We start from the raw sequence: 20,312 nt of genomic DNA, 5'->3' as shown, positions 1-20,312 counted from the left end.
TGTCAACGGGGGCGCGCTGCCGCACCAGGGGCACCCTAGGCGAGCGCCGGGACGCGACGGCAGCCGCCCTCGCCGACGCTCCGCTTTATCCAGTTTCGACCAGACCCGCTGGTCAGCCGGTTGCCTGGCCGAGGTTTGCCGCTGCCGCCGCTTCTCGCCTATGTTGCCCCTATGACCGGCGACGTCGCGCTGCTCCTGCGCCGGGCCGGATTCGGTCCGACCGCTGCCGAGCTTGCCGCGGCGCGCCAGGCGGGCTACCCGGCGACGCTCTCCGGCCTGCTGTCCCCGCTCGGGCCCGATGTCGGCGCCACCAGCTCCCCGGTGCCGGAACTCGGCCCCGATCCGCACGCCAACCTGCCCAATCCGACCCGGGCCCAGCACATCCGGGCCGACATCAAGCGCAAGGCGCAGGGCGAGCTGATCCAACGGTGGTGGCTGGACCGGATGACCGTGGCGAGCCACCAGGCCGTCGAGAAGCTGGTGTTCTTCTGGCACGGGCACTGGGCCACCTCGGCCGACAAGGTGAGAAGCGCCCAGTTCGTACTGAACCAGCACCGGGCCCTGCGAGACAGCCGGGACTTCGTGGACCTCGCCCACCGGATGATCGTCGACCAGGCGCTGATCTACTGGTTGGACGGGCAGTACAACCAGAAGGACGCGCCCAACGAGAACCTCGCCCGGGAGCTCTTCGAGCTGTTCCTGCTCGGCATCGGGCAGTACACCGAGCGGGACGTCCGGGAGGCGGGCCGGGCACTCACCGGATGGCTGACCGTGCTGGAGGAGAAGAGTCCGCTCTTCGACCCGGCTCGCCACGACCCGGGGCGCAAGACCATTCTCGGCCAGACGGCGAACTTCGACGCGCACAGTCTGGTCAACCTGCTGCTGACCCGACCGGAGTGCCCCCGGTTCATCGCCGCCCGGATGTGGTTCCGGTACGCCTCGCACAGCGAGCCCATCCCGGAGCGGCTCCGGGAGAAGATGGCCGAGGCGTTCCCCGCGCCGATGGCGATGCTGCGCGCGCTCTTCGAGGACGAGTCCTTCGGTGCGACCGCGCACACCCTGGTCAAGCAGCCGGTGGAGTGGCTGGTCGGGGCGATGCGGCAGCTCGGCCTGCGGATCAGCGGCCTGCCGGTCGAGACCGCCATGGATATCGTGTACGGGATGCGCGCTCTCGGACAGCTTCCCTTCGCGCCGCCCAGCGTCGGCGGGTGGCCGGCCGGCACCGCCTGGCTGACCTCGGCCGCCGCCCAGGTCAGGATGAATCTCGCCGGCAAGCTGGCCGGGCTGCACCAACCCGGGCGGCTGACCCCGGAGGAGGTGGCGCACATCCTCGCCGTGGACGGCTGGACCGACCGGACCTACCGGGTGCTGCGCGACGTCAAGGACGCACGCCAGTTGCTGGTCCTCGGCCTGTCGAGCCCGGAATACCTGGTGACCTGAGATGGACGCGCTGACCCGACGCCGTTTCCTGCTCGCCTCCGGTGTCGTCGGCGCCGGCGCGCTGGCGACGACCGGAGCCGCGCTGGGACTCGGCGAACTGCTGGAGAAGTCGACGTCCCGGGCCGCACCGGCCGACCCGGGCGGAACGCTGGTACTCGTCACCCTCTACGGCGGCAACGACGGTCTGAACACCGTCATCCCGTACGCGGACCGTCGCTATCACGGGTTGCGGCCGGAGTTGGCGTACCCGGCCGAGAAGGTGCTGCATCTCGACGACGCCCTCGGGCTCAACCCGAAACTGCGCGGCCTGAAGCGGCTCTGGGACGCGAAGAGCCTCGCCATCGTCCTCGGGGTCGGCTATCCGAAGCCGGACCGCAGCCACTTCCGGTCGATGGACATCTGGCAGACCGCGTCGCCGGGCGTACCCGTGTACAGCGGCTGGGTGGGGCGCTGGTTGGACGGCACCGGTGCGACCCCGGAGACGGCGGTGAGTTTCGAGCCGGTGCTGCCTCCGCTGCTCGCCGGAGAGACCCGGGCCGGCGCCTGCGTCAGCATCGGCGGCCTGCGGCTGCCGCCCGGGATCGACACCGGACTCGTCGGTGCGCTGGGGGGTCCGCAGCAGGGCGAGCCGGCGATGCAGGCCCGCGCTGCCGCCTCCTACGCGGACCTGCTCCGGGTGGAGGACCTGGTGCGGCACTCCTCGGAGTCGGCCCGACCGGAGACCGGGCCGACCGGTCCGGCGACCGGTACCGGTGGGTCGAGCGCGCTCGCCGTGCAACTCGGGCTGGTCGCCCGCTGCGTCGAGGCCGAGGTGCCGACCCGGGTGTACTCGGTCAGTCTCGGCGGGTTCGACACCCACGCCAGCGAGATCGCCGGGCACGAGACGCTGCTCACCCAGCTCGACGAGGCGTTGACCAGCTTCGTCGAGCGGATGTCGCAGACGGAGGCGGGCCGGCGGGTCACGGTGGTGGTCTACAGCGAGTTCGGGCGCCGGGTCCGGGCGAACGCCTCCGACGGTACCGACCACGGCACCGCGGGCCCGGTCCTCGTGCTCGGCGGCCAGGTGACCGGCGGCCTCTACGGCGAGCAGCCGAGTCTGGCCGATCTGGACGACGGCGATCTCAAGGCGAGCGTCGACTTCCGGCAGGTCTTCGGCACTCTTCTCGGCTCGGTGCTGCGCGCCGATCCGGCCCGCTATCTGGAGGGCTACCAGGTGACTCCGCTGCCGTTCCTGCCCGCCGGGTGACCGCTCGCCGCCGCCCGGGCGTACCGCCACGGGTGACGGCTCACCGGCCGCCGCCCCGGAACACCTCGATGACCGTCCGGAGCAGCACCTTGGTGTCCAGCCAGAGCGACCAGTTCTCGATGTAGTAGTTGTCGAACCTGGCCCGGTCGGATATCGGGGTGTCGCCGCGCAATCCGCTCACCTGGGCGAGCCCGGTCAGCCCCACCGGCACCCGGTGCCGCATCGCGTAGTCGGGATGCTCGGCGGAGAACTTCTGCACGAAGTACGGCCGCTCGGGACGGGGGCCGACCACCGTCATGTCGCCGCGCAGGATGTTCCAGAGCTGCGGCAGCTCGTCGAGGGACGTCCGCCGCATGAAGCGGCCGACCGGGCCGATCCGCCGGTCGTCCGCGATCGACCAGCGGGTCCGGGACTCCAGCTCGTCGGCGGGCTGCATGGTGCGGAACTTGATGACGTCGAACGGCTTGCCGTACCGACCGATCCGCTCCTGGTGGAAGAAGACGCCCCTGCCGCCCTCCAGCCAGGTGGCGAGGGCGCAGATCAGCAGGACCGGGCTGAGCAGGACCAGCGCGACGAGGCAGAAGACGATGTCGGATGCGCGCTTGACCACCCAGCGCACGCCGGAGAGGCTGGTGTGCCGGATCTGTACCACCGGGATCGCACCGATGTGGTCGGGCAGTCCTCCCGGAGAGCGGGAGCCCCAGAGCCGGGGCACGCTCCAGATGTCGCAGTTCGCGTACTCGGGTCGGGCCAACTGCTCCATCAGGCCGCTCTCCGGATAGTCGGGTTCGGCGACGAGCAGGACGTCGCACTCGACAATCCGGATCCGGTCGGCGAGCTGGTCCAGGGTCCCGATCAGCGGTGGCGAGGCCGGGCCATGCCGCTTCTCCGCGTCGACGAAGCCCGCGAAGCGCAGGCCGTACTGGGGATAACGGCGCAGCAGCCGGGCGAGTTCGACGGCGATCGGACCGCTGCCGATGATGATGGCGTTGTGCTCCACCCACCTACGCTTCCGGGCGATCAACACCACCCGTCGGGTGATCGCCCGTCCGACGATGACGAGGCCGGCGGAGAGCGCCACGCCCCGCATGAAGCCGGTCATGTAGTCGACCGAGCCGTGCCGCAAGGCCGCGATGATGGCGACCACCGCGGCGGAGGCGAGCAGCCGGCCGCAGAGGCTGGGCAGCTCGTCCAATATGCTCATGTGCCGGCGCGCCCGGTAGAGCCCGCCGGCGGCGAAGATGGCCACCGTGAGACCGGCGGTGAAGACGGTTCCCCGCCAGTAACGGTCGGTTACCAGCAGCGGGGCGAGCAGCGCGGCGACGTCGACCGGGGCGGTCACCATCCAGGCCCGCAGCCGGCGGGTGCGCACCGAGGCTCGGGAGCCGACGTACGGCAGTACCGCCGTCGTGTCGATGCCGGACCGGGTCCGACCCGGTGGGTCCCACCCGGACCCGGTGCGGGGTCGGGGCAGCGCCGGTGGGTTGGGCCCCGAATCGACGGCATCGACGGCGCCCACGGTCGACGGCCGGTCCGACGAACCGGAGTCGGGCAGGCCGACCGCCGGGTCGTGCGGTGCCAACGGCCACGTCGACATCTACTTCCTCCCCCGTAACGACAACCTCCGCTACGCCGGCCCCCGGCGCGGGATTACGCCGCGAGCATTCCCACCGGTGGGTGCGGTCACTTCACTCCACTCAGGATCTCGGGTACGGCGTCGCGCCGGACGGCGTCGTAGAACCTCTTCGCCTCGTCGGTCTTGGCGAACACGACGCTCTCGTTGCCGACCTCGCCGGTGCCCTTGGTCGGGCTGGTGATGAAGCTCAGGTTGCCGCTGCGCAGGTGCCGCAGCTCCATGCCCATGTCGAGCAGGGAGAGGGTCTTGTCGACCGAGACCGCGTCGGCGGAGGCCCGGATGAACGAGTTCAGCTTGGCCGGATTGGCCAGGGTGCCGCCGGAGGCGGCCTTGTCCAGGATGGCGCGGATGACCTGCTGCTGATGCCGGATCCGGGCGAAGTCCCCGTCCTTGAACGCGTAGCGCTCCCGGGCGTAGTCCAACGCCTGCGCGCCGTCCATGACCTGCGGGCCCTTCTTGAACTCCCGACGGCCGGTGGGCAGCAGCGAGTGCGTCGAGGTGAAGCTCTGCTCGACGGTGAGCTGGATCCCGCCGAGCGCGTCCACGATCTCCTTGAATCCGGAGAAGTCGACGATCGCGACGTGGTCGACGCGGACCCCGGTGAACTTCTCCACCGTCTGCACCATCAGCGGGATGCCGCCCCAGGCGTAGGCCGCGTTGATTTTGGCGTCCCGGCCGCCGTGCTTGCCGTCCTTGGATCTGGGCACGTGCACCCAGGTGTCCCGGGGGATCGAGACGAGTTGGGCGCTCGACCGGTCCGCCGGCAGGTGGGCGAGGATGATGGTGTCGCTGCGTGATCCGTCGGCGTTGGACGGGTCACGGGTGTCGCTGCCCAGAATCAGGATGTTCTTGGCGTCCTTCGCCACCTTGACCGGGCGTGACTCCTCGGGAACGGCGTCGAACGCCTCGACCCGCTCGATGCCCGACTCCAGCGAGTGGACGTAGATGCCGGCCGCGACCGCTCCCCCGCCGCCGAGCAATGCCAACACCAGCAGCGTGATGAGGAGGATCCGCCTGGTGCGCCGCCGTTTCGGAGCGGGTGCTCCGGTGGAACTCCCGTCGGGGGACACCGCGAGCACCTCGGTGGAGTCCGACTCCGCGAGTTGGGGTTGGTGTGGCATGGACTCGATGCTACTGATTGGCGCAACAGGGAAAGGTCCCGGCTCTTCGACCGATCCGACCGGTCCGCCCGCCGATACTGCGCCGCTGGTCAGCGACGGTTCCCACGACCGTGACGGGCGGCCGTGCGAACCGTCGGGGCTATCCGGCGTCGTGTCCGGTGCCGTCGATCGAGCGCACCCGTGCGATCCGAATCACCCGGTTGAGCGCCTTCGAACCGGTGAGGAGGACGGCGCAGAGCACGGCGATCGTTCCCGGGATGAACACCAGCAGGTTGTCGATCCGCTCCCAGGCGGCGGGGCTCCAGAGGGCGACCCAGGTCAGCACGAGCGTGACGGCCGTCGTGCATTCGCCGACCAGGCTGACGAAGCCGGCGAAGATCGCGCCTCGGCGGTGTCGCTGCGCGGCACGGGTGGACATATGGAAATCGATCCCGAAGGCGATCAGGAGCAGGACGAAGACGGAGAGCAGCAGCCCGAGGTCATCGTTGGACAGTTCACGCATATGCCCACTATGCCCCGATATCGCCGCCTCGGCCTTCCCCGCCGTGCTATCCGACCCTGAGGACCAGCTTCCCGAGATAGTGATCGTCCAGGGCGCGATGCGCATCCTGGGCCCGCTCCAACGGGAAGGTCCGGGCGACGTGGACCTCGAACGAGCTCGCCTCGATGATGGCGTTCAGCCGATCGGTGGCGGCCCGGCCTCGGTCCCCGTCGTAGTAGGAGACCGTCGCGTCCAGCGACGTCACCGGCAGCGGCAGGACCCCGTTCGGCCAGGCGATCCGCCCCGAGCTCCTGATGGCGCGAAGCGAGCGTTCGGCGATCTCTCCTCCCACGGTGACCAGAGCCGCATCGAGCCCGTCAGGTGCGAACCCGAGTGCCGCGGCCAACACGTCGTCTCTGCGGCCGTCGACGACCGCGTCGGCGCCCAGCCGCCGGGCCAGGGCGACACCGTCGTCACCGGAGGCCACGGCCAACACCCGGATGCCGCCGTGCCGCGCCAGCTGCACCGCCATGTGCCCGATTCCCCCGCTGGCCCCGAAGACCATCAGTGTCTCGCCCGGACGCAGGCCGAGCAGATCGAGGCCGCTCAGCGCGGTCAGGGCGTCCCAACCCATCGGGCCGGCCTGTTCGAGCGGCAACCGGTCAGGCACCCGCGCCACGAACTCTGCCTCCACGACGCCGTACTCGGCGTAGAGGCCGCCGCGCACCATCGGCATCGTCGCGGCGTAGACACGCTCGCCCGGGTCGAACCGGGTGACGTTGCGTCCGACCGCGGCCACCGTGCCGGCGGCGTCCCAGCCCAGGACATAGGGGAAGGTCGACGGGATGCCGAACGCGCCGTCGTAGTCCCCCGCCCGCTCGGCCGCGTCCCAGGACCCGACCCCGGCAAACTCCACCCGGATGAGGACGTCGTCGTCGCCGACCTCCGGGACCGGAATCCGGCGCGACGAGAGTTCGTCGACTCCGCCGAACCGGTCGAGGACGACCGCGTTCATCCCCGACTCCACGCTCGCGCCGCCCACGGTAGGCCCGCCTTTGCTCTCCATTGGCTCCCCCGATTACTTGAGTAGATCAAGCATTAGTCGATCACAACTGTTTGAGCGGGTCAAGTACCTGTTCTAGGCTGGGCGCATGGCCCTGCCGAACGGACCCGTAACCACCTCGTCCCAGGCCGAGGCGGTCCTGTTCGACCTGGTCGACGCATATGACCGCGCCTACGAGGCGGCCGCGGCCGAGCTGTCGCTCACCCCGGCCCAGGCCTGTCTGCTGGGACGACTCGACGAGAGGTGCGGCATGGGCGCCCTGGCCGAGGAACTCGGCTGTGATGCTTCCAACATCACCCAGATCGTCATGCGTCTCGAAGCGCTCGGCCTGGTGACCCGCGAACCGAATCCCAGGGACCGCCGCGCCCGGCTCGTCGCACGAACCCCCCGAGGAGACGAGATCAACCAACGGTTCGCCACAGCCTTCACCTTCGCCCGCACCGCGGTCGGGCGACTCTCACCCGACGAACAGGACCAGTTGACGGCGCTGCTACGCAAGGCACTGGGCTGACGGTGCGGCTGGCCTGTTCGGTCCGCGGGTGACGGGCTGACACGCCGACCACCACCCGATTCCGCCCTCGCCCGTTCGGTCGAGTTGCTGCCCGATCGAGGACAATGCCCGTTCCGGTCGGCGTGTAGACCGAGCGGGGTGCAGCCGCGCGGCGCAGACTGTTCCGCGTGGAGGCGCAGCAGGTACTCGGCGGCCGCTACCGGCTCGAAGACCAGCTCGGCCGGGGCGGTATGGCGGTGGTCTGGCGGGCCCGTGACGAGGTACTCGGCCGTCCCGTCGCGGTCAAGTTGCTGGCCGGCCCGCATGCCCGGGACCCGGTCTCACGACGCCGGATCCGGCAGGAGGCGCGGGCCGCGGCGGCGCTGTCGCACCCCAACGTCGCCCAGGTGTACGACTTCGGCGAGTCCGCCACCGGCCTGACCTGCGTCCCCTACGTGGTGATGGAACTCGTCGAGGGCCGTACCCTCGAACAGCGCCTCGCGGCCGGCCCGCTGCCGCCGAAGGTCGGCTTCCGGATCTGCGCCGAGGTGGCGGCGGCGCTGGCCGCCGCCCACGACCGTGGCCTGGTGCACCGGGACATCAAGCCCGGCAACGTGATGGTGACCCCGGCCGGCGCGAAGGTCGTCGACTTCGGCATCGCCGCCGCGGTGGGACACGGAGACGCCGACGAGTGGGGTGACGAGTTGCTCGGCACCCCCGGCTATCTCGCCCCGGAACGGATCAGCGGGGACGCCGTCGTGCCCGCCTCCGACGTGTACGGCGTCGGGGTCCTGCTCTACCGCCTGCTCGCCGGTCACCCGCCGTGGAGCACGGAGACGGTGACCCAGATGTTGCGGGCGCACGTCTATGTCGAGCCGGCACCGCTCCCGCCGCTGCCCGACGTGCCGGCGAAGGTCGCCGAGCTCTGCCGGCGCTGCCTCGACAAGGACCCGGAACAGCGTCCGCCGGCCCGCGAGGTGGCCGCCACGCTCGCTCGGGCCGCCGGCGTGCGGATCGTCGACGACGAACTCGCCCACTCACTGGCCCCGGCCGCGGTCGACGGTGAACCCTCGACCGTGCTGGTGCCCCGGGCCGTCCACGGCCGGGCCGCCCGGCGCCGCGCCGGGGTGCTGGTGACCGGCGCGGCGGCCGTCGCGGTCACCGCGCTCCTGCTCTGGCTCGCCGACCCGCTCGGCTCGGGGTCGAGCCCGCGCGGTGCCGCGGAGTCCGGTCCGAGCGACCGGCCGACCGCGTACACCGGACCGTCGGGGAGCACCGGTGGCGACTCCGTCCCCCCACCGGCCGGGCCGGGGCCGCTGACCCCGGTCGCCGGCGCGCCGGGTACACCGCTCGGCGACCCCGTACCCGGTCCGGTGACCGGGTTCCCGCCGGGAGGTCAGCCGGGCGGAGTCCCGGGCGGGGAGCCGGGCGGCGGAGACCCGGACGGCGGGATACCGACCGGGCCGGGCGAGCCGGCGCCGTCGTCTCCGGAGTCGCCGCCGACCGCGACGCCGGAGGCGAGGACGCTGACGTCGGACGGCGGATCGGTCCAGGCCAGCTGTACCGACGGCGGCGCCTGGCTGCTCTCCTGGACGCCGAACCGTCCCTACCGGACCGACGCTGTCGAACCCGGTCCGGCGCCGGCCACGATGGTCAGGTTCCGGCACGGCAACCACACCGTGCAGATGACCGTCATCTGTACCGACGGTGTCCCCTCGACCACCAACACCGGCTCGGAGTGAGCACGGGCCGGCGACACTCGGCTATGTCGGCGCGATGGGTTTCCGGCGTACCGGGCCCGGCTGCTGGCCGGCGACACCGGCGAGGGCTCACATCCGGCCGGCGACGGTGCGGGCCACCTCCTCCAGCGGCTTCCGGCTCTCCTTCGGGTCGTTCAGCAGTACCAGCTTGACCGCGACCCACTGCCCGCCCTTGTGCACGAAGACGGCGCCGTCCTCGGCGTACGCCTCGTCACCGATTCCGGGCAGCGGCCAGATCTCGTGGTCGAGTTCACGCTCGATGTCGAGGAACTTCTTCGCCCCGTCCCCGACGTAGATCTCCACCTGGGCGGTCGGCCCGGTGACCGGCCCGGTGTAGCTGCACGTCTCGCGCACCGGTACGGCGTCCTCCAGCGGCGTACCGGCCAGCTTCTCGGCCTCGGCCCTGGTGACCAGGGCACAGGCGTCCAGCGACGCGGCCGCCGGCGGCGCCGAGGTCGGCTCGGTCACCGGGTCGGCGCCGGTCGCGGCCGGTGGGGCGTCCTGCGGTGCGGCGACCGGCGGGTCGCCGCCGAACCGGCCGCACCCGGTGGGGAGGGCGAGCGCGAGCGCCGTCAGGGTCACCAGCAGCGGGCGGCTACGGACGATCATTGGAGCCTTCCTCTCAGCCCACGCAGAGTGGGACGTTCGGCAGGGTCTGGGCCGCCCGGTGGATCGGCCACAACTGCTCGCTCTCCAGCTCGAACTTCAGCTTCGTCGGCAGCAGCTTCTTCAGCGCCTCGACCGCCTTGGACGAGGCGGTGATCCCGAAGCCGCCGCCGACCTTGGCGTTCAGGCTCGCCGACACGCACCGGGCCAGCGGGGCACCCAGCGCCGAGCCGTTGGTGACGCCGAGGTCGACCACAAGCTTGGCGTACGGGCCGGCGAAGGCGGCCGGAATGCCGATACCGAACTGGATCTTCGTCTCCACGGCGAAGGCGAGCCCGCTGGGACCGATCGAGATGCCGGTGATCGAGTCCATGATGCTGCGCACCACCGAGAGGGTCGGCTTCTGCAACGTACCGCCGATGATGCCGAGGGTGCCGTTGACCGCCCACTCCCCGGCCGCCGTCACCGTGGTGTTCCGACCGCTCAGCCCGGTGGTCACGATGAACTTCCAGGTGTTGCTGTACACCAGCGGCTCACCCGGTACCGGAATGTTGATCTCGACCGGTACCTCGACGCGGACCTTCCGGTTGTCGTCCGCGCCGTTCGCGGCGCCGGCGGAGACGTCGACCGAGATGCTCCGGATGCCGTCGACCGCGAACGTGCCACTGCCGATCCGCCCGTTCGAGATCGGCACGTCGGCCCGGATCCGCAGGTCGGCGACGTTCATCGCGAAGTCGATGTAGACCTTGAGGTTCTCGTTGGCGGCGTACCCGATCTTCAGGCCGAGCTTGCCCTGCGTCCGGTAGGGCTGGGCCTCCCACTCGCCGACGCTGACCGCGAAGTTCCGCTCCCGCGCCGGTGGCAGCCGGCCACCGCCGGCCGGGGCGAGCCGCACCGGGTTCATCGTGAGCACGGTGGTCCCGTCGAGCCCGATCGGGGTGACCGCTTCCGGCGACCGCGACCCGGCCGGTACGCCGACCGCCCCGGGCAGGTCCGGCACCTCCTGGTACGCCAGGTCGGCCTCGTCGAATCGCTGCTCGGATCGGAAGTGGGCGTCCCGGAACACCTCGGTGAGCGTGACCGGAGCGAGGGTGACGGCGAGATCGTCCCCGGACCGCCGCGCCTGCACCACCCGACCGACCGCCCGGCTGGTGGCGTACATGATCCGGCCCGGTTCGAGGTCGTCGACGCCCGGCGCGTCGGCGTCGAGTACCCAGGTCGTCCCGTCCGCGCTGGCCGACCGGATCGCGTCCGGTCCAGCCTCGACGAGCACCACGTCCGGCTGGTACCTGATCGACCGGTCCCGACTGGGGCCGTACCCGTAGGTGCGGCCCGCCTCGCTCGCGGCGATCGCGCCCCCCGGTTCGCCGTCGCCGCCCGGAAGGATTCCGCACGCCCCGACGCCGACAAGCAGGACGACCACCACGAGCAACGAGCCGCACCCCCGCCAACCGGACATCCGCCGCCTCCGCCCTCGACCCGCCGTGTCGGGCTCCATGATGGGCGGTGATGTTCCGAGGCGGTTCAGGAATCGTTCAGGGCGCCGGCCGTCTCGCCGGTTCCCGGCGGAAAGGCCGCCGGTTCGACCTCGATCTCCCGCATCCGGTCGAGATAGTCCCGGTAGCGGCGGGCGGCCTCGCCGTGCCGGCCGGCGGCCGACAGCGCGCTGACCAGTCCCAGGTGGGCCGATTCGTCGTAGCCGTCCTCGGTGGTCAGCCGCAGGTACCAGCCGACCGCCGCCTCCGGCCGGCCGATTCGCAGGCACCGGCGGGCCAACCGGCGGATCAGCTCGCGGTGCAGTTCGGCCAGCGCGGTACGCGGACGGGCCACCCAGTCCCCGGTGGCCTCGCCGTCGGCGCAGAAGTCCCCGGCGTACATCCCGACGACCGCCTCCAGCCGGCCCAGTATCCCGACGCCGCCCGCATCGTCCCACTGCCCCGTCGCCGCACCCACCTCCGGCCGGGTACGCCCGTCCGGTGGGCTGGCGCCGTCCGCCGCGATCGCCGACCGGGCCGCGTCGTGGAACCGCACCGCGTCCACCGACACCCGCTCCGGGTTGAACCGCACCGTTGCCGGGTCGGTGTGCAGGTACCGGTCGGCCGGGTACCGGCGGTCCGGATCCAGCACGGCCCGGACCGTCGAGACGAGCACCGACAGCCGGCGCAGCGCCACCTCCGGCGGCGTCTCCGGCCACAGCACGGCGGCCAGGGTCTCCCGGCCCAGCGGCCGGCCGAGCTGACCGGCGAGCAGCTTCACCAGTTCCCGCGCCCTGCGGGACTGCCAGGCCGCCGCCGGCACCGGCACGCCGGCCAGCCGGACCACGAAGTGCCCCAGGGTCTGCACCTCGACCTCCGGCACCGGCGCCGGCCCGATCGCCGCCAGCGGTCCGGCGACATGCCAGGCTCCCTCGCGTACGCCGAGCCGGTGCAGCCGCCGGCAGGCGACCTCCTCGGCCGGCCGGTCCGCGCCGAGCCGCGCCCGCAGCAGCGCGTTCGTGGCCAGTCCGACCTCGTTGCCGACCTCGGCCCAGATCTGTGCCGCCTCGACCAGCCCCACCACCGGACGGTCCGGCGTCCGGCCGCCGCCGGAGCCGCCGACGCCGCGGACCGGGTCCGCCGCGTTCGCCGCCGTGCCGGCCAGCCCGGCGGCGAGCGCGGCGAGCTCGATCGCCTCGGCCAGCCCGGCCGGGTCCCGCCGGGATCCCGCCTCGGCGCGGGCCCGCTCGGCGTGTTGCCGGGCCGAGTCGAGATTCCCGGAGCAGAGCGCCACCCAGCCGGCGGCGAGTTCGGCCACGGTGGGCCCGTTGGCGCTCGGCATCGCCAGGGCGCGGCGGGCGTACTCGGCCGACCGGGCGGGATCGTCGGCGTACCGGGTACGCGCCAGCCCGGCGCACGCCTCGGTCAGCACCTGGGCGTTGCCGTCGGGTTCGGCCATCGCCAGCGCCGCCTGGTAGGCGGCCACCGCCTGGCTGGTCGCGCCACAGACCCGGTGCACCCGGGCGGTCAGCAGCAGCCCGAAGGCGGCCAGCGGCGACCCGTCGCGCTGCCAGAGGCTGAGCGCCGCGTCGGAGTCGGCCCGGGCCCGGGCCAGTTCGCCGAGCCCCAGCCACGCCTCGGCCCGGTTGTGCAGGGCCAGCGCCAACAGCATCCGCTGCCCGGTGCGCTCGCCGAGCCGGATCGCCGCGCCGAGTTCCTCGGTCGCCGCCCGGTAGCGGCCCTCCTCCGCCAGCCGCGAGCCGACGTTGCAGTGGATCCGCAACTGTTGCCCGAGGTCACCGGCGCGAACGGCCGCGGCTAGCGCCCGGGCGTACGCGTGCTCGTTACCGGCCCGGTCCCCGGCGCTGAACGTGGCCAGCGCCCGGGCCACGTACGCGGCCGCGATCGCCGCGTCGTCCCGGCTCGTCTCGGCCAACCGGACCGCCTCGTCGGCGAGTTCCCTGGTCCGGGCCCCGTCGCCCCGGGCCCACCGCACCGCCGCCCGGCCCGCCATGACCTGCGCCTGGTCTGCCAGCCCGGACGTTCCGTCCCCGGGTGCCGCCCGTTCGAGCAGCGCCTCCGCGTCGTCGAACTCACCGCGCCGGTGCAGCAGGGCACCGAGTTGCCAGGCCAGCGCCGCCGGCAGTGGCGTCCCGGCAGGTACGGCCGCCAGGTAACGCAGCGCCTCGTCGTGCTGGTCGTCGCGTACCGCCGACTCGGCGAGCCGCAGGTCGGCGTCGGGAATCCCGGACGGCCCGCCGAGGACCAGCCGGGCCGCCCGCAGCGGTAGGAGGTCGCCCGCGGCGATCCGTCGCCGACCGGCCAGCGCAGCCAGCGCCCGGTGGTAGGCTCCGGCGCCCCGCGAGCCCGGACCGGCCCGCTGGATCGCCGACAGCGTCCAGAGTGCGGCCAGGTCGGCCTCGTCGAGCGTCGGCGGCAGCTCGTCCAGTTCCGGTGGCGCCAGGGTCCCGCCCGCGCTCGGCCACGATGTTCGGCGTCCCCGTTCCGTGGCGACCTTGACGAGGCCGGCGATCGCGGCGACCACCCCGGGTGAGTCGGCAGCGTCGAGCGCACCGCGCCGGACGATCGGGTCCTGCCCGGGTGCCCCGGCGCCCGCCAGCATCCGTCGTACCTCGGCCGGGGTGAGGGCCAGGTCAGCGGCGGTGATCTCGCCGAGCCGGCCGCTGGATCGCAGTGGGCCGGTCGGGAACGGCACCGGGTGTCGGCCGGCGAGCACCAGTACCGTGCCGGCGGGCATCCGGCCGGCCAGCGCCGCCAGCAGGCTGGCGCCCGGACCGGGGTCCACCAGGTGCGCGTCGTCGAGCACCAACCGGAGCCGGACCTGGTGGGCCGAACCGGCAGCCGCGCCCACGGCCAGCCCGGTGCCGGCAGGGACAGCCGGGGCGGTGGTGGCAGGGGCAGCCGGGGCGGTGGTGGCAGGGACAGCCGACCCGGTGCCGGCAGGGCCGGGCGGGGCGGTGGTGGCCAGTGCGTCGGCGAGCAGTCCGGCGAGCACGGACGGGTCGTCGTGGGCCCCTGGGCCGGGTACCGGGATGCCGACGGTGCGCAGCGCCGTGGCGAGGGCGGTGAAGAGGTGCCCCTGATCGCGGTCCTCGGGACCCAGGCTGTGCCACGCGGTGGGCCCGCGGGTCACCCACTCCCGCAGCAGGGTCGTCTTGCCGGTACCCGGGCCGGCGACGACCGCCACGAGCCGACGGGCGGACAGCTGGTCGAGGCGCCTGATCAGCCTCGGCCTGGGCAGCACCACCGGATCGGGCCGCTCGTCGCCAGCCGGTGCCCATCCCCCACCGGTGGTCACCGCACCAGGTTATCGGCCGGCCGGACCGGACATCAGTTCGGCGGCAGGGTGTCCATGAAGGAACTGACCGAGAAGACCGCGTTGCCGGCACCGGGCGGACCGTACCCGGGCGGGCTACTCAGCCCGTTCGCCTCCATCGTCGCCCGGTACGCCTCCAGCAGCCGGATGTGGTACTCCAGCGGCGCACCCTGCGGGTTGGTCCGGCCCAGCGGCGTGGTCGGCTCCGGGCACCAGGTGGTGAACCGGGGGGTGATTCCCCGGGACATGAAGAACTGCAGCCCCTCGGTGGTCGACTCGATCGCCTCGTCCACGGTGGTGAAGCCGAACGGCTCGGCCATCTCGATCCCGGCCACGAAGTTCGGGATGACGTTGCGTGGCCCGAAGATCTCGGCGGAGTCGAGGATCCGGCGGTGCCACTCCTCACGACCGACATACCGCTCCTTGCCGGGGCAGTAGAGCTCGAAGAGTCGCTTGTCCCACACCTCGTAGTTGGGGTGGTAGATCCGGATCCCGTAGTCGTGGAACCGCTGCACGTCGGCCTTTGGCAGTGCCTGGGCCACGACCTTGCCGATCCACCGGCCCGGGAACCGTTCCTCGATCGCCTTGGCGTACCGGCCGTAGAAGTCGGCCTCGCCGAGCCCGTCGACCTTGGAGGTGACGCTTCCTCCGGTCAGGGTGTACGCCTTCGACGCGCCGAGGGTGTCGTGCCGGTCGATGATCGCCATCGCCTCCAGCACCTCGTCCACCGGCTTCACCCCGGTGTACGGCCGGCCGGCCGCCTTGTGCTGGCGCCAGTTGTGGTTGATGTCGCAGTACTGGCACTCCTCCTTGGCACCGAAGTACTGACAGACCCGGAACACGGTCAGGTAGATCAGGTAGCCCCACTGGATGGTCGGGGCGACCTCCATCACCGACTTGCCGTTTCCGAGCGTGTGCCGGTAGTAGTCCGGCATCGGCGGCAGCCCGACGTCGGCGATCGGCCGGTCGTCGAGGTAGAGCCGGAGCATCCCGTCGCCACCGTCCTTCACCCGGTACGGCGACTCCGGGTTGACCCGGACCGATACCACGGTGCGGCGCAGCTCGTACGGGCCGCCGGTCAGGACGATCTCCTCCGGGGGCCGGCGCAGCGCCGCCGAGCCCAACTCGGGCAGGGTCCGGTGGTCGAACGAGAAGATGAAGTACGACTTCGGCTTGACCTCGCCGTTCTCGTTGTCGGTCAGCGCCGAGTCGTCGAACGCCATCCCCCGCGCAGCAGGTCCTCCTTGAGGACCGCTTCGCGTGGAATGTGCGGAAAGCGCCCCATCAGCTCCTCGACGAGATCAGTGCGGGTCTGCACGCGCGCTCCTCCGGTCCGCTACGACGCCGCCGGATCCCCGACGAGCCTGCCGTCACCATGGCACCCCCCGCCGGCTGGCCGGCGACCGCCTCCTCGGCGGTGTGCCCCCGACCACGCTACCCGCGCCCCGTCCCGACCCACCGGGTGGATCAAGGACCGGCGTGGCACCGACACCGACGCCGCCATCGGCACCGACACCGGCGCCGCCATCGGCACCGGCATCGGCACCGCCATCGGCACCGGCCGAATCGGTGGGCCGGGCCCGGCCCCGTCAGGCCAGCAACTGCCGCTTCTGCACCTTGCCCATCGCGTTGCGCGGCAGCGCGTCGACCAGGTGCACCCGGCGGGGCCGCTTGTGCCGGGACAGCCCGGTGGCGACGAACTCGATCAGCGTCTCGGGGGTCACACCGTCGCCGACGACGTACGCCACCACCTCCTGGCCGAGGTCCGGATGCGGGGCGCCGACCACCGCCGCCTCGCGGACACCGGGATGGGCGAGCAGCATGTTCTCCACCTCACCCGCGCCGATCCGGTACCCGCCGCTCTTGATCAGGTCGATGCTGGCCCGGCCGACGATCCGGTGCTGCCCGTCCGACGCCACCGTCGCCACGTCGCCGGTGCGGAACCAGCCGTCCGGGGCGTACGCCGCCGCGGTCACCTCCGGCAGCCCGAGGTAGCCGGAGAAGAGGGTCGGGCCACGGACCTGGAGTTCACCGATGCTCTCCCCGTCAGCCGGCAGCACCGCACCGGCGTCGTCGACCAGCCGGCTCTCGACGCCGGACAGCGGCAGCCCGACGTGTCCGGGCCGGCGCTCGCCGTCGACCCGGGTGCTGATCGTGATCAGGGTCTCGGTCATGCCGTACCGCTCGATCGGCCGGTGCCCGGTCAACCCGGCCAGCCGGGCGAAGACCGGCTCCGGCAGCGGCGCGCTCCCGGAGACCAGCAGGCGCGCCGCGCCGAGCGCCCGCGCCGCGCCGGGGTCGCCCGCGATCCGCGACCACACCGTCGGTACGCCGAACAGCAGCGTCCCGCCGGCCGCCGCGTACCGGTCGGGCTGGGGTCGGCCGGTGTGCACCAGCCGGCAACCGATCCGCAGCGCTCCCAGTACGCCGAGGACCAGGCCGTGCACGTGGTACAGCGGCAGTCCGTGCACCAGGATGTCGTCCGGGGTCCACGCCCACGCCTGCGCCAGCGCGTCCAGGTCGTGCGCGATCGCGTCCCGGGTCAGCAGGACGCCCTTCGGCGCCCCGGTGGTGCCGCTGGTGTAGAGGATCAGCGCGGTGGCCGTACCCGGCGGCTCGGTCAGGCCGCCGGAGGGTGCGAGTGCGGGCCCGAGGACCGGTTCGACCGGCACCGGCACCGGGTGCGGCGGTGGGGCCTCCGCCAGCAGCAGCGCCGCTCCGGAGTCGGCAAGGATGTGCGCCAGTTCCACCGGTCCAGCATCGGCCGGCACCGGCACCACCGGCACGCCGGCGATCAGCCCGGCGAGCACCCCGACCACGCCGGAGAGCGAGGCGGTCGCGTGCACGGCGACGGCCGGCGACCCGACCAGCCGGCCGGCGACCCCGGCGGCGGCCCGCCGCAGCTCCTCCCAGGAGGCGGTCTCGCCGTCGACCCGGACCGCGTCCGGGCGGTCGGGCAGTACCCCGTCCAGTGCCGGCAGCAGCATCGTTCCTCCCGTCCCTCGGCTGACGACGATCCTGCCAGCTCCGGCCGGCCCGACACCCGGCCCACGTCACCGCCCGGCCAGCCGTCACGGCCCGCCTAGCCGTCACCGTCGCCAGCCGTCACAGTCGGGCCGCCCGCCTGGTCGGGCCGCCCGCCTGGTCGGGCCACCCGCCTGGTCAGGCCGGCCCCGCCTGGTCAGGCCAGAGCGGCGCGGGCTGCCACGGCGGTGTCCGGGTGGTCGCTGAACAACCCGTCCAGGCCGAGCCCGTGGCAGAGTTCGTACTCGGCGACGATGTCGCCCCGGGCGTTCGGGTCGGCGCCGATCCGGAAGTCGATCGGCAGGAACTGGTTCTCCGCCCGGAACGTCCAGGCATGCACCACCAGTCCGGCCCGATGCGCGTCCCGGACCAGGGTGGTCGGGGCGCGCAGCCTGCCGCTCGCGTCCCGGGGCAGCAGCAGGTTCTTGTGCACGCCGATGCCGTCGGCGTAGCCGCCGATCCAGCGCAGGTTCTCCGCCGTGACCAAATCGGCATAGGTACGCGGGTCACCGGCCAGGGTGAGGTCGTACGGCCGTCCGACCGCGTCCAGCAGCTGGACCAGTCGTACCCCCGTCAGCCTGTTCAGGCCGCGAAGGCTGGCGGCTTCGAAGGATTGGATGATCACCGGGTCCGCCCTGCCGGTCATGCCGTTCTTCCCGAGTACCCGCACCAGCGGCTCCTCCAGCGGCAGTCCGATCGACCGAAAGTAGCTGGGATGCTTTGTCTCCGGGTAGATGCCGATGGTCCGGCCCAGCCGGCGGCTCTCGTCGCGGGCCAGGTCGACGACCTCCTGCAGGGTCGGCACCGGCAGCTGGCCGTCGAACGCGGTGTTGGTCGCCCGGATCTGTGGCAGCCGCTCCCGTGCCCGCAGCGTCCTCAGCTCGGCCAGGGTGAAGTCCTCGGTGAACCAGCCGGTCACCGAGGTGCCGTCGATGGTCTTGGTCGTCCTCCGGGCGGCGAACTCGGGGTGGGCGGCGACGTCGGTGGTGCCGGAGATCTCGTTCTCGTGCCGGGCCACCAGCACCCCGTCCCGGGTGCAGACCAGGTCGGGCTCGATGAAGTCGGCACCCAGCCGGATCGCCAGCCGGTACGCCTCCAGGGTGTGTTCCGGACGGTAGCCGCTGGCGCCGCGGTGCGCGATCACCAACGGGCGGTCAACGGTCATCCGGCCCCCTCTCCCCGCGACCGCCCGGTCCACCGGACATTGTCGCCGATCATCCACTCCGTGTCCCGGGGTCCGCCGATACGGACGGGTCGCCGAACCCGGGTCCGCGCCGTACGGCTCCTTTGAGCATCCATGCCTAACCGTTAGACTTCAGCGCGCCAGGCATCGGAGGTCGGTGGATGAAACACCTTGTGCTCGGCCTGCTCGCCGCCGGCCCGGCCCACGGCTACGAGCTGCGTCGACGCTACGACGAGCTGTTCGCCGACGCCGCTGGCGAAGTCAACATCGGCCAGGTCTACGTGACGCTCGGCCGGCTGGAGCGGGACGGGCTGGTCGCACACACCACCGAGTCCGGCGGCGACCGGCGCGATCGCAAGGTCTACCGGCTCACCGAGCCCGGCACGGCAGCGCTGCACGAGTGGCTCTCCGCCCCCTCCGACCCCCCGCTGGTCAAACCGGACGTGCTGCTCCGACTGGTCGCCGCCCAGCTCGCCGCGCCCCTGCTGCCCGACGTGGATTCCCGGACGGTCGTCACCGACCACCGGCAGCGCTGTCTGGAGGCGCTCCGGGAGCTCGACCGGCAGGCGGCGCGCACCGCCGCCGGAAGCGTCAGCGGCCTGCTGGTGCAGGCGACCGCGCTGCACCTACAGGCCGAGTTGCGCTGGCTGGAGGCGTGCCAGCAGCAACTCGCGCAGATCGAGCTCAAGACCTCCTGGAAGGGAGACGGCGATGAGTGACCCGCTGCTGCGCGCCCGCGGGCTGGCCCGCAGCTACCACGGCGGCGTACGGGACCTCGCCGCCCTCCGGGACGTCTCGCTCGAGGTGGCGGCCGGCGACTGGGTAGCCGTGACCGGACCGAGCGGCTGCGGCAAGTCGACCCTGCTGCACCTGCTCGGTGGGCTCGACCGCCCCGACCGGGGCGAGGTGTGGCTGGCCGGCCAGCGGATGGACACCCGCTCGGAGAGTGGCCGAGCCCTGATCCGGCGCCGGCACGTCGGCTTCGTCTTCCAGTTCCTCAACCTGGTGCCGACGATGACGGTGGCCGGCAACGTGGAGCTGCCGCTGGTGCTCCAGGGCGTCGGCCGCCGGGATGCCCGCCGCCGGGCGCTTGAGGTACTCGACGAGTTGGATCTGGTCGGGGCCGCTGACGCCGCACCGGCCGAACTCTCCGGCGGCCAGCAGCAACGGGTGGCCCTGGCCCGCGCCGTGGTGCACCGCCCCGACATACTGCTCGCCGACGAGCCGACCGGCGCACTGGACTCGGCCGCCGCCGAGACCGTGCTCGACCTGCTCCGCCGACGTCACCAGGACGGCCAGAGCATCGTGCTGGTCACCCACGACCACCGGGTCGCGGCGGCCGCGGACCGGGTGGTCACGATGCTCGACGGGCAGATCGTCGACGAGCGGGACCTGACCGGCTCGGCCGGTCGACCCGGGTTCGGCAACCTGATCGACCTGGAGGGCTGAC

At 72.6% G+C, this 20,312-nt stretch carries 16 protein-coding genes; 6 read left to right on the top strand and 10 right to left on the bottom strand.

Annotated elements, in window-relative coordinates:
- Positions 1–171: 171 nt before the first annotated feature.
- Together EV371_RS16255 and EV371_RS16250 are read left to right on the top strand one after the other, a co-directional pair.
- Positions 172–1,440, top strand: coding sequence for a DUF1800 family protein (locus EV371_RS16255; RefSeq protein WP_130462784.1), 1,269 nt, complete (start codon positions 172–174; stop codon positions 1,438–1,440).
- 1 nt (position 1,441) lies between these two features.
- Positions 1,442–2,686, top strand: a complete 1,245-nt coding sequence (locus tag EV371_RS16250; protein ID WP_130462783.1) for a DUF1501 domain-containing protein — start codon at positions 1,442–1,444, stop codon at positions 2,684–2,686.
- A 40-nt stretch (positions 2,687–2,726) separates the two neighbouring features.
- Here EV371_RS16250 and EV371_RS16245 read toward each other — a convergent pair whose 3' ends face one another.
- The 4 genes from EV371_RS16245 to EV371_RS16230 all read right to left on the bottom strand — a co-directional run bounded on the left by EV371_RS16245 (position 2,727) and on the right by EV371_RS16230 (position 6,939).
- The gene (locus EV371_RS16245; RefSeq protein ID WP_486484641.1) at positions 2,727–4,283 is read right to left on the bottom strand and encodes a sugar transferase; all 1,557 of its coding nucleotides are present in this window, start codon (positions 4,281–4,283) and stop codon (positions 2,727–2,729) included.
- A gap of 86 nt (positions 4,284–4,369) precedes the next feature.
- On the bottom strand, positions 4,370–5,443 hold the full coding sequence (locus EV371_RS16240) for an LCP family protein (protein ID WP_130462782.1): 1,074 nt from the start codon (positions 5,441–5,443) through the stop codon (positions 4,370–4,372).
- A gap of 139 nt (positions 5,444–5,582) precedes the next feature.
- Positions 5,583–5,945, bottom strand: coding sequence for a hypothetical protein (locus EV371_RS16235; protein ID WP_207230512.1), 363 nt, complete (start codon positions 5,943–5,945; stop codon positions 5,583–5,585).
- Between the two features lie 46 nt (positions 5,946–5,991).
- Positions 5,992–6,939, bottom strand: coding sequence for an NADP-dependent oxidoreductase (locus EV371_RS16230; RefSeq protein ID WP_165436715.1), 948 nt, complete (start codon positions 6,937–6,939; stop codon positions 5,992–5,994).
- A gap of 136 nt (positions 6,940–7,075) precedes the next feature.
- Here EV371_RS16230 and EV371_RS16225 point away from each other — a divergent pair, with 136 nt between their 5' ends.
- Together EV371_RS16225 and EV371_RS34335 are read left to right on the top strand one after the other, a co-directional pair.
- Positions 7,076–7,498, top strand: a complete 423-nt coding sequence (locus tag EV371_RS16225) for a MarR family transcriptional regulator (protein ID WP_130462780.1) — start codon at positions 7,076–7,078, stop codon at positions 7,496–7,498.
- A 167-nt stretch (positions 7,499–7,665) separates the two neighbouring features.
- Positions 7,666–9,219, top strand: a complete 1,554-nt coding sequence (locus EV371_RS34335; RefSeq protein WP_486484640.1) for a serine/threonine-protein kinase — start codon at positions 7,666–7,668, stop codon at positions 9,217–9,219.
- A gap of 87 nt (positions 9,220–9,306) precedes the next feature.
- On the opposite strand, the gene EV371_RS16215 is transcribed toward EV371_RS34335, so the two are convergent.
- The 6 genes from EV371_RS16215 to EV371_RS16190 form a co-directional block, all read right to left on the bottom strand.
- Positions 9,307–9,846 (bottom strand): hypothetical protein, encoded by a 540-nt coding sequence (locus tag EV371_RS16215; protein ID WP_130462779.1) that lies wholly within the window; start codon positions 9,844–9,846, stop codon positions 9,307–9,309.
- A gap of 13 nt (positions 9,847–9,859) precedes the next feature.
- Positions 9,860–11,302, bottom strand: coding sequence for a hypothetical protein (locus EV371_RS16210; RefSeq protein WP_130462778.1), 1,443 nt, complete (start codon positions 11,300–11,302; stop codon positions 9,860–9,862).
- Positions 11,303–11,367: 65 nt separating this feature from the next.
- A complete protein-coding gene (locus EV371_RS16205; RefSeq protein WP_130462777.1) occupies positions 11,368–14,637 on the bottom strand; it encodes a BTAD domain-containing putative transcriptional regulator in 3,270 nt (1,089 codons plus the stop codon).
- Positions 14,638–14,669: 32 nt separating this feature from the next.
- Entirely contained in the window at positions 14,670–15,878 is a 1,209-nt protein-coding gene (locus EV371_RS16200; RefSeq protein WP_486484639.1) for a radical SAM protein, read from the bottom strand.
- 366 nt (positions 15,879–16,244) lie between these two features.
- Positions 16,245–17,642 carry an acyl-CoA synthetase gene (locus EV371_RS16195; RefSeq protein ID WP_130462776.1) on the bottom strand — a complete coding sequence of 466 codons (1,398 nt, stop codon included), beginning with the start codon at positions 17,640–17,642 and terminating at the stop codon, positions 16,245–16,247.
- Positions 17,643–17,836: 194 nt separating this feature from the next.
- Positions 17,837–18,844 (bottom strand): glycerophosphodiester phosphodiesterase, encoded by a 1,008-nt coding sequence (locus EV371_RS16190; protein ID WP_130462775.1) that lies wholly within the window; start codon positions 18,842–18,844, stop codon positions 17,837–17,839.
- A 179-nt stretch (positions 18,845–19,023) separates the two neighbouring features.
- Here EV371_RS16190 and EV371_RS16185 point away from each other — a divergent pair, with 179 nt between their 5' ends.
- Both EV371_RS16185 and EV371_RS16180 read left to right on the top strand, forming a co-directional pair.
- Positions 19,024–19,581: a helix-turn-helix transcriptional regulator gene (locus tag EV371_RS16185; RefSeq protein ID WP_207230511.1), complete on the top strand. Its 558-nt coding sequence runs from the start codon at positions 19,024–19,026 to the stop codon at positions 19,579–19,581.
- A complete protein-coding gene (locus EV371_RS16180) occupies positions 19,574–20,311 on the top strand; it encodes an ATP-binding cassette domain-containing protein (RefSeq protein WP_130462774.1) in 738 nt (245 codons plus the stop codon). Before EV371_RS16185 ends, EV371_RS16180 begins: the two co-directional genes overlap by 8 nt.
- Position 20,312 lies beyond the last annotated feature (1 nt).

Source organism: Plantactinospora sp. CNZ321, assembly GCF_004217235.1.
Note: the sequence above shows the minus strand (reverse complement) of the source record. Positions and strands in the feature narration are given on the sequence as shown.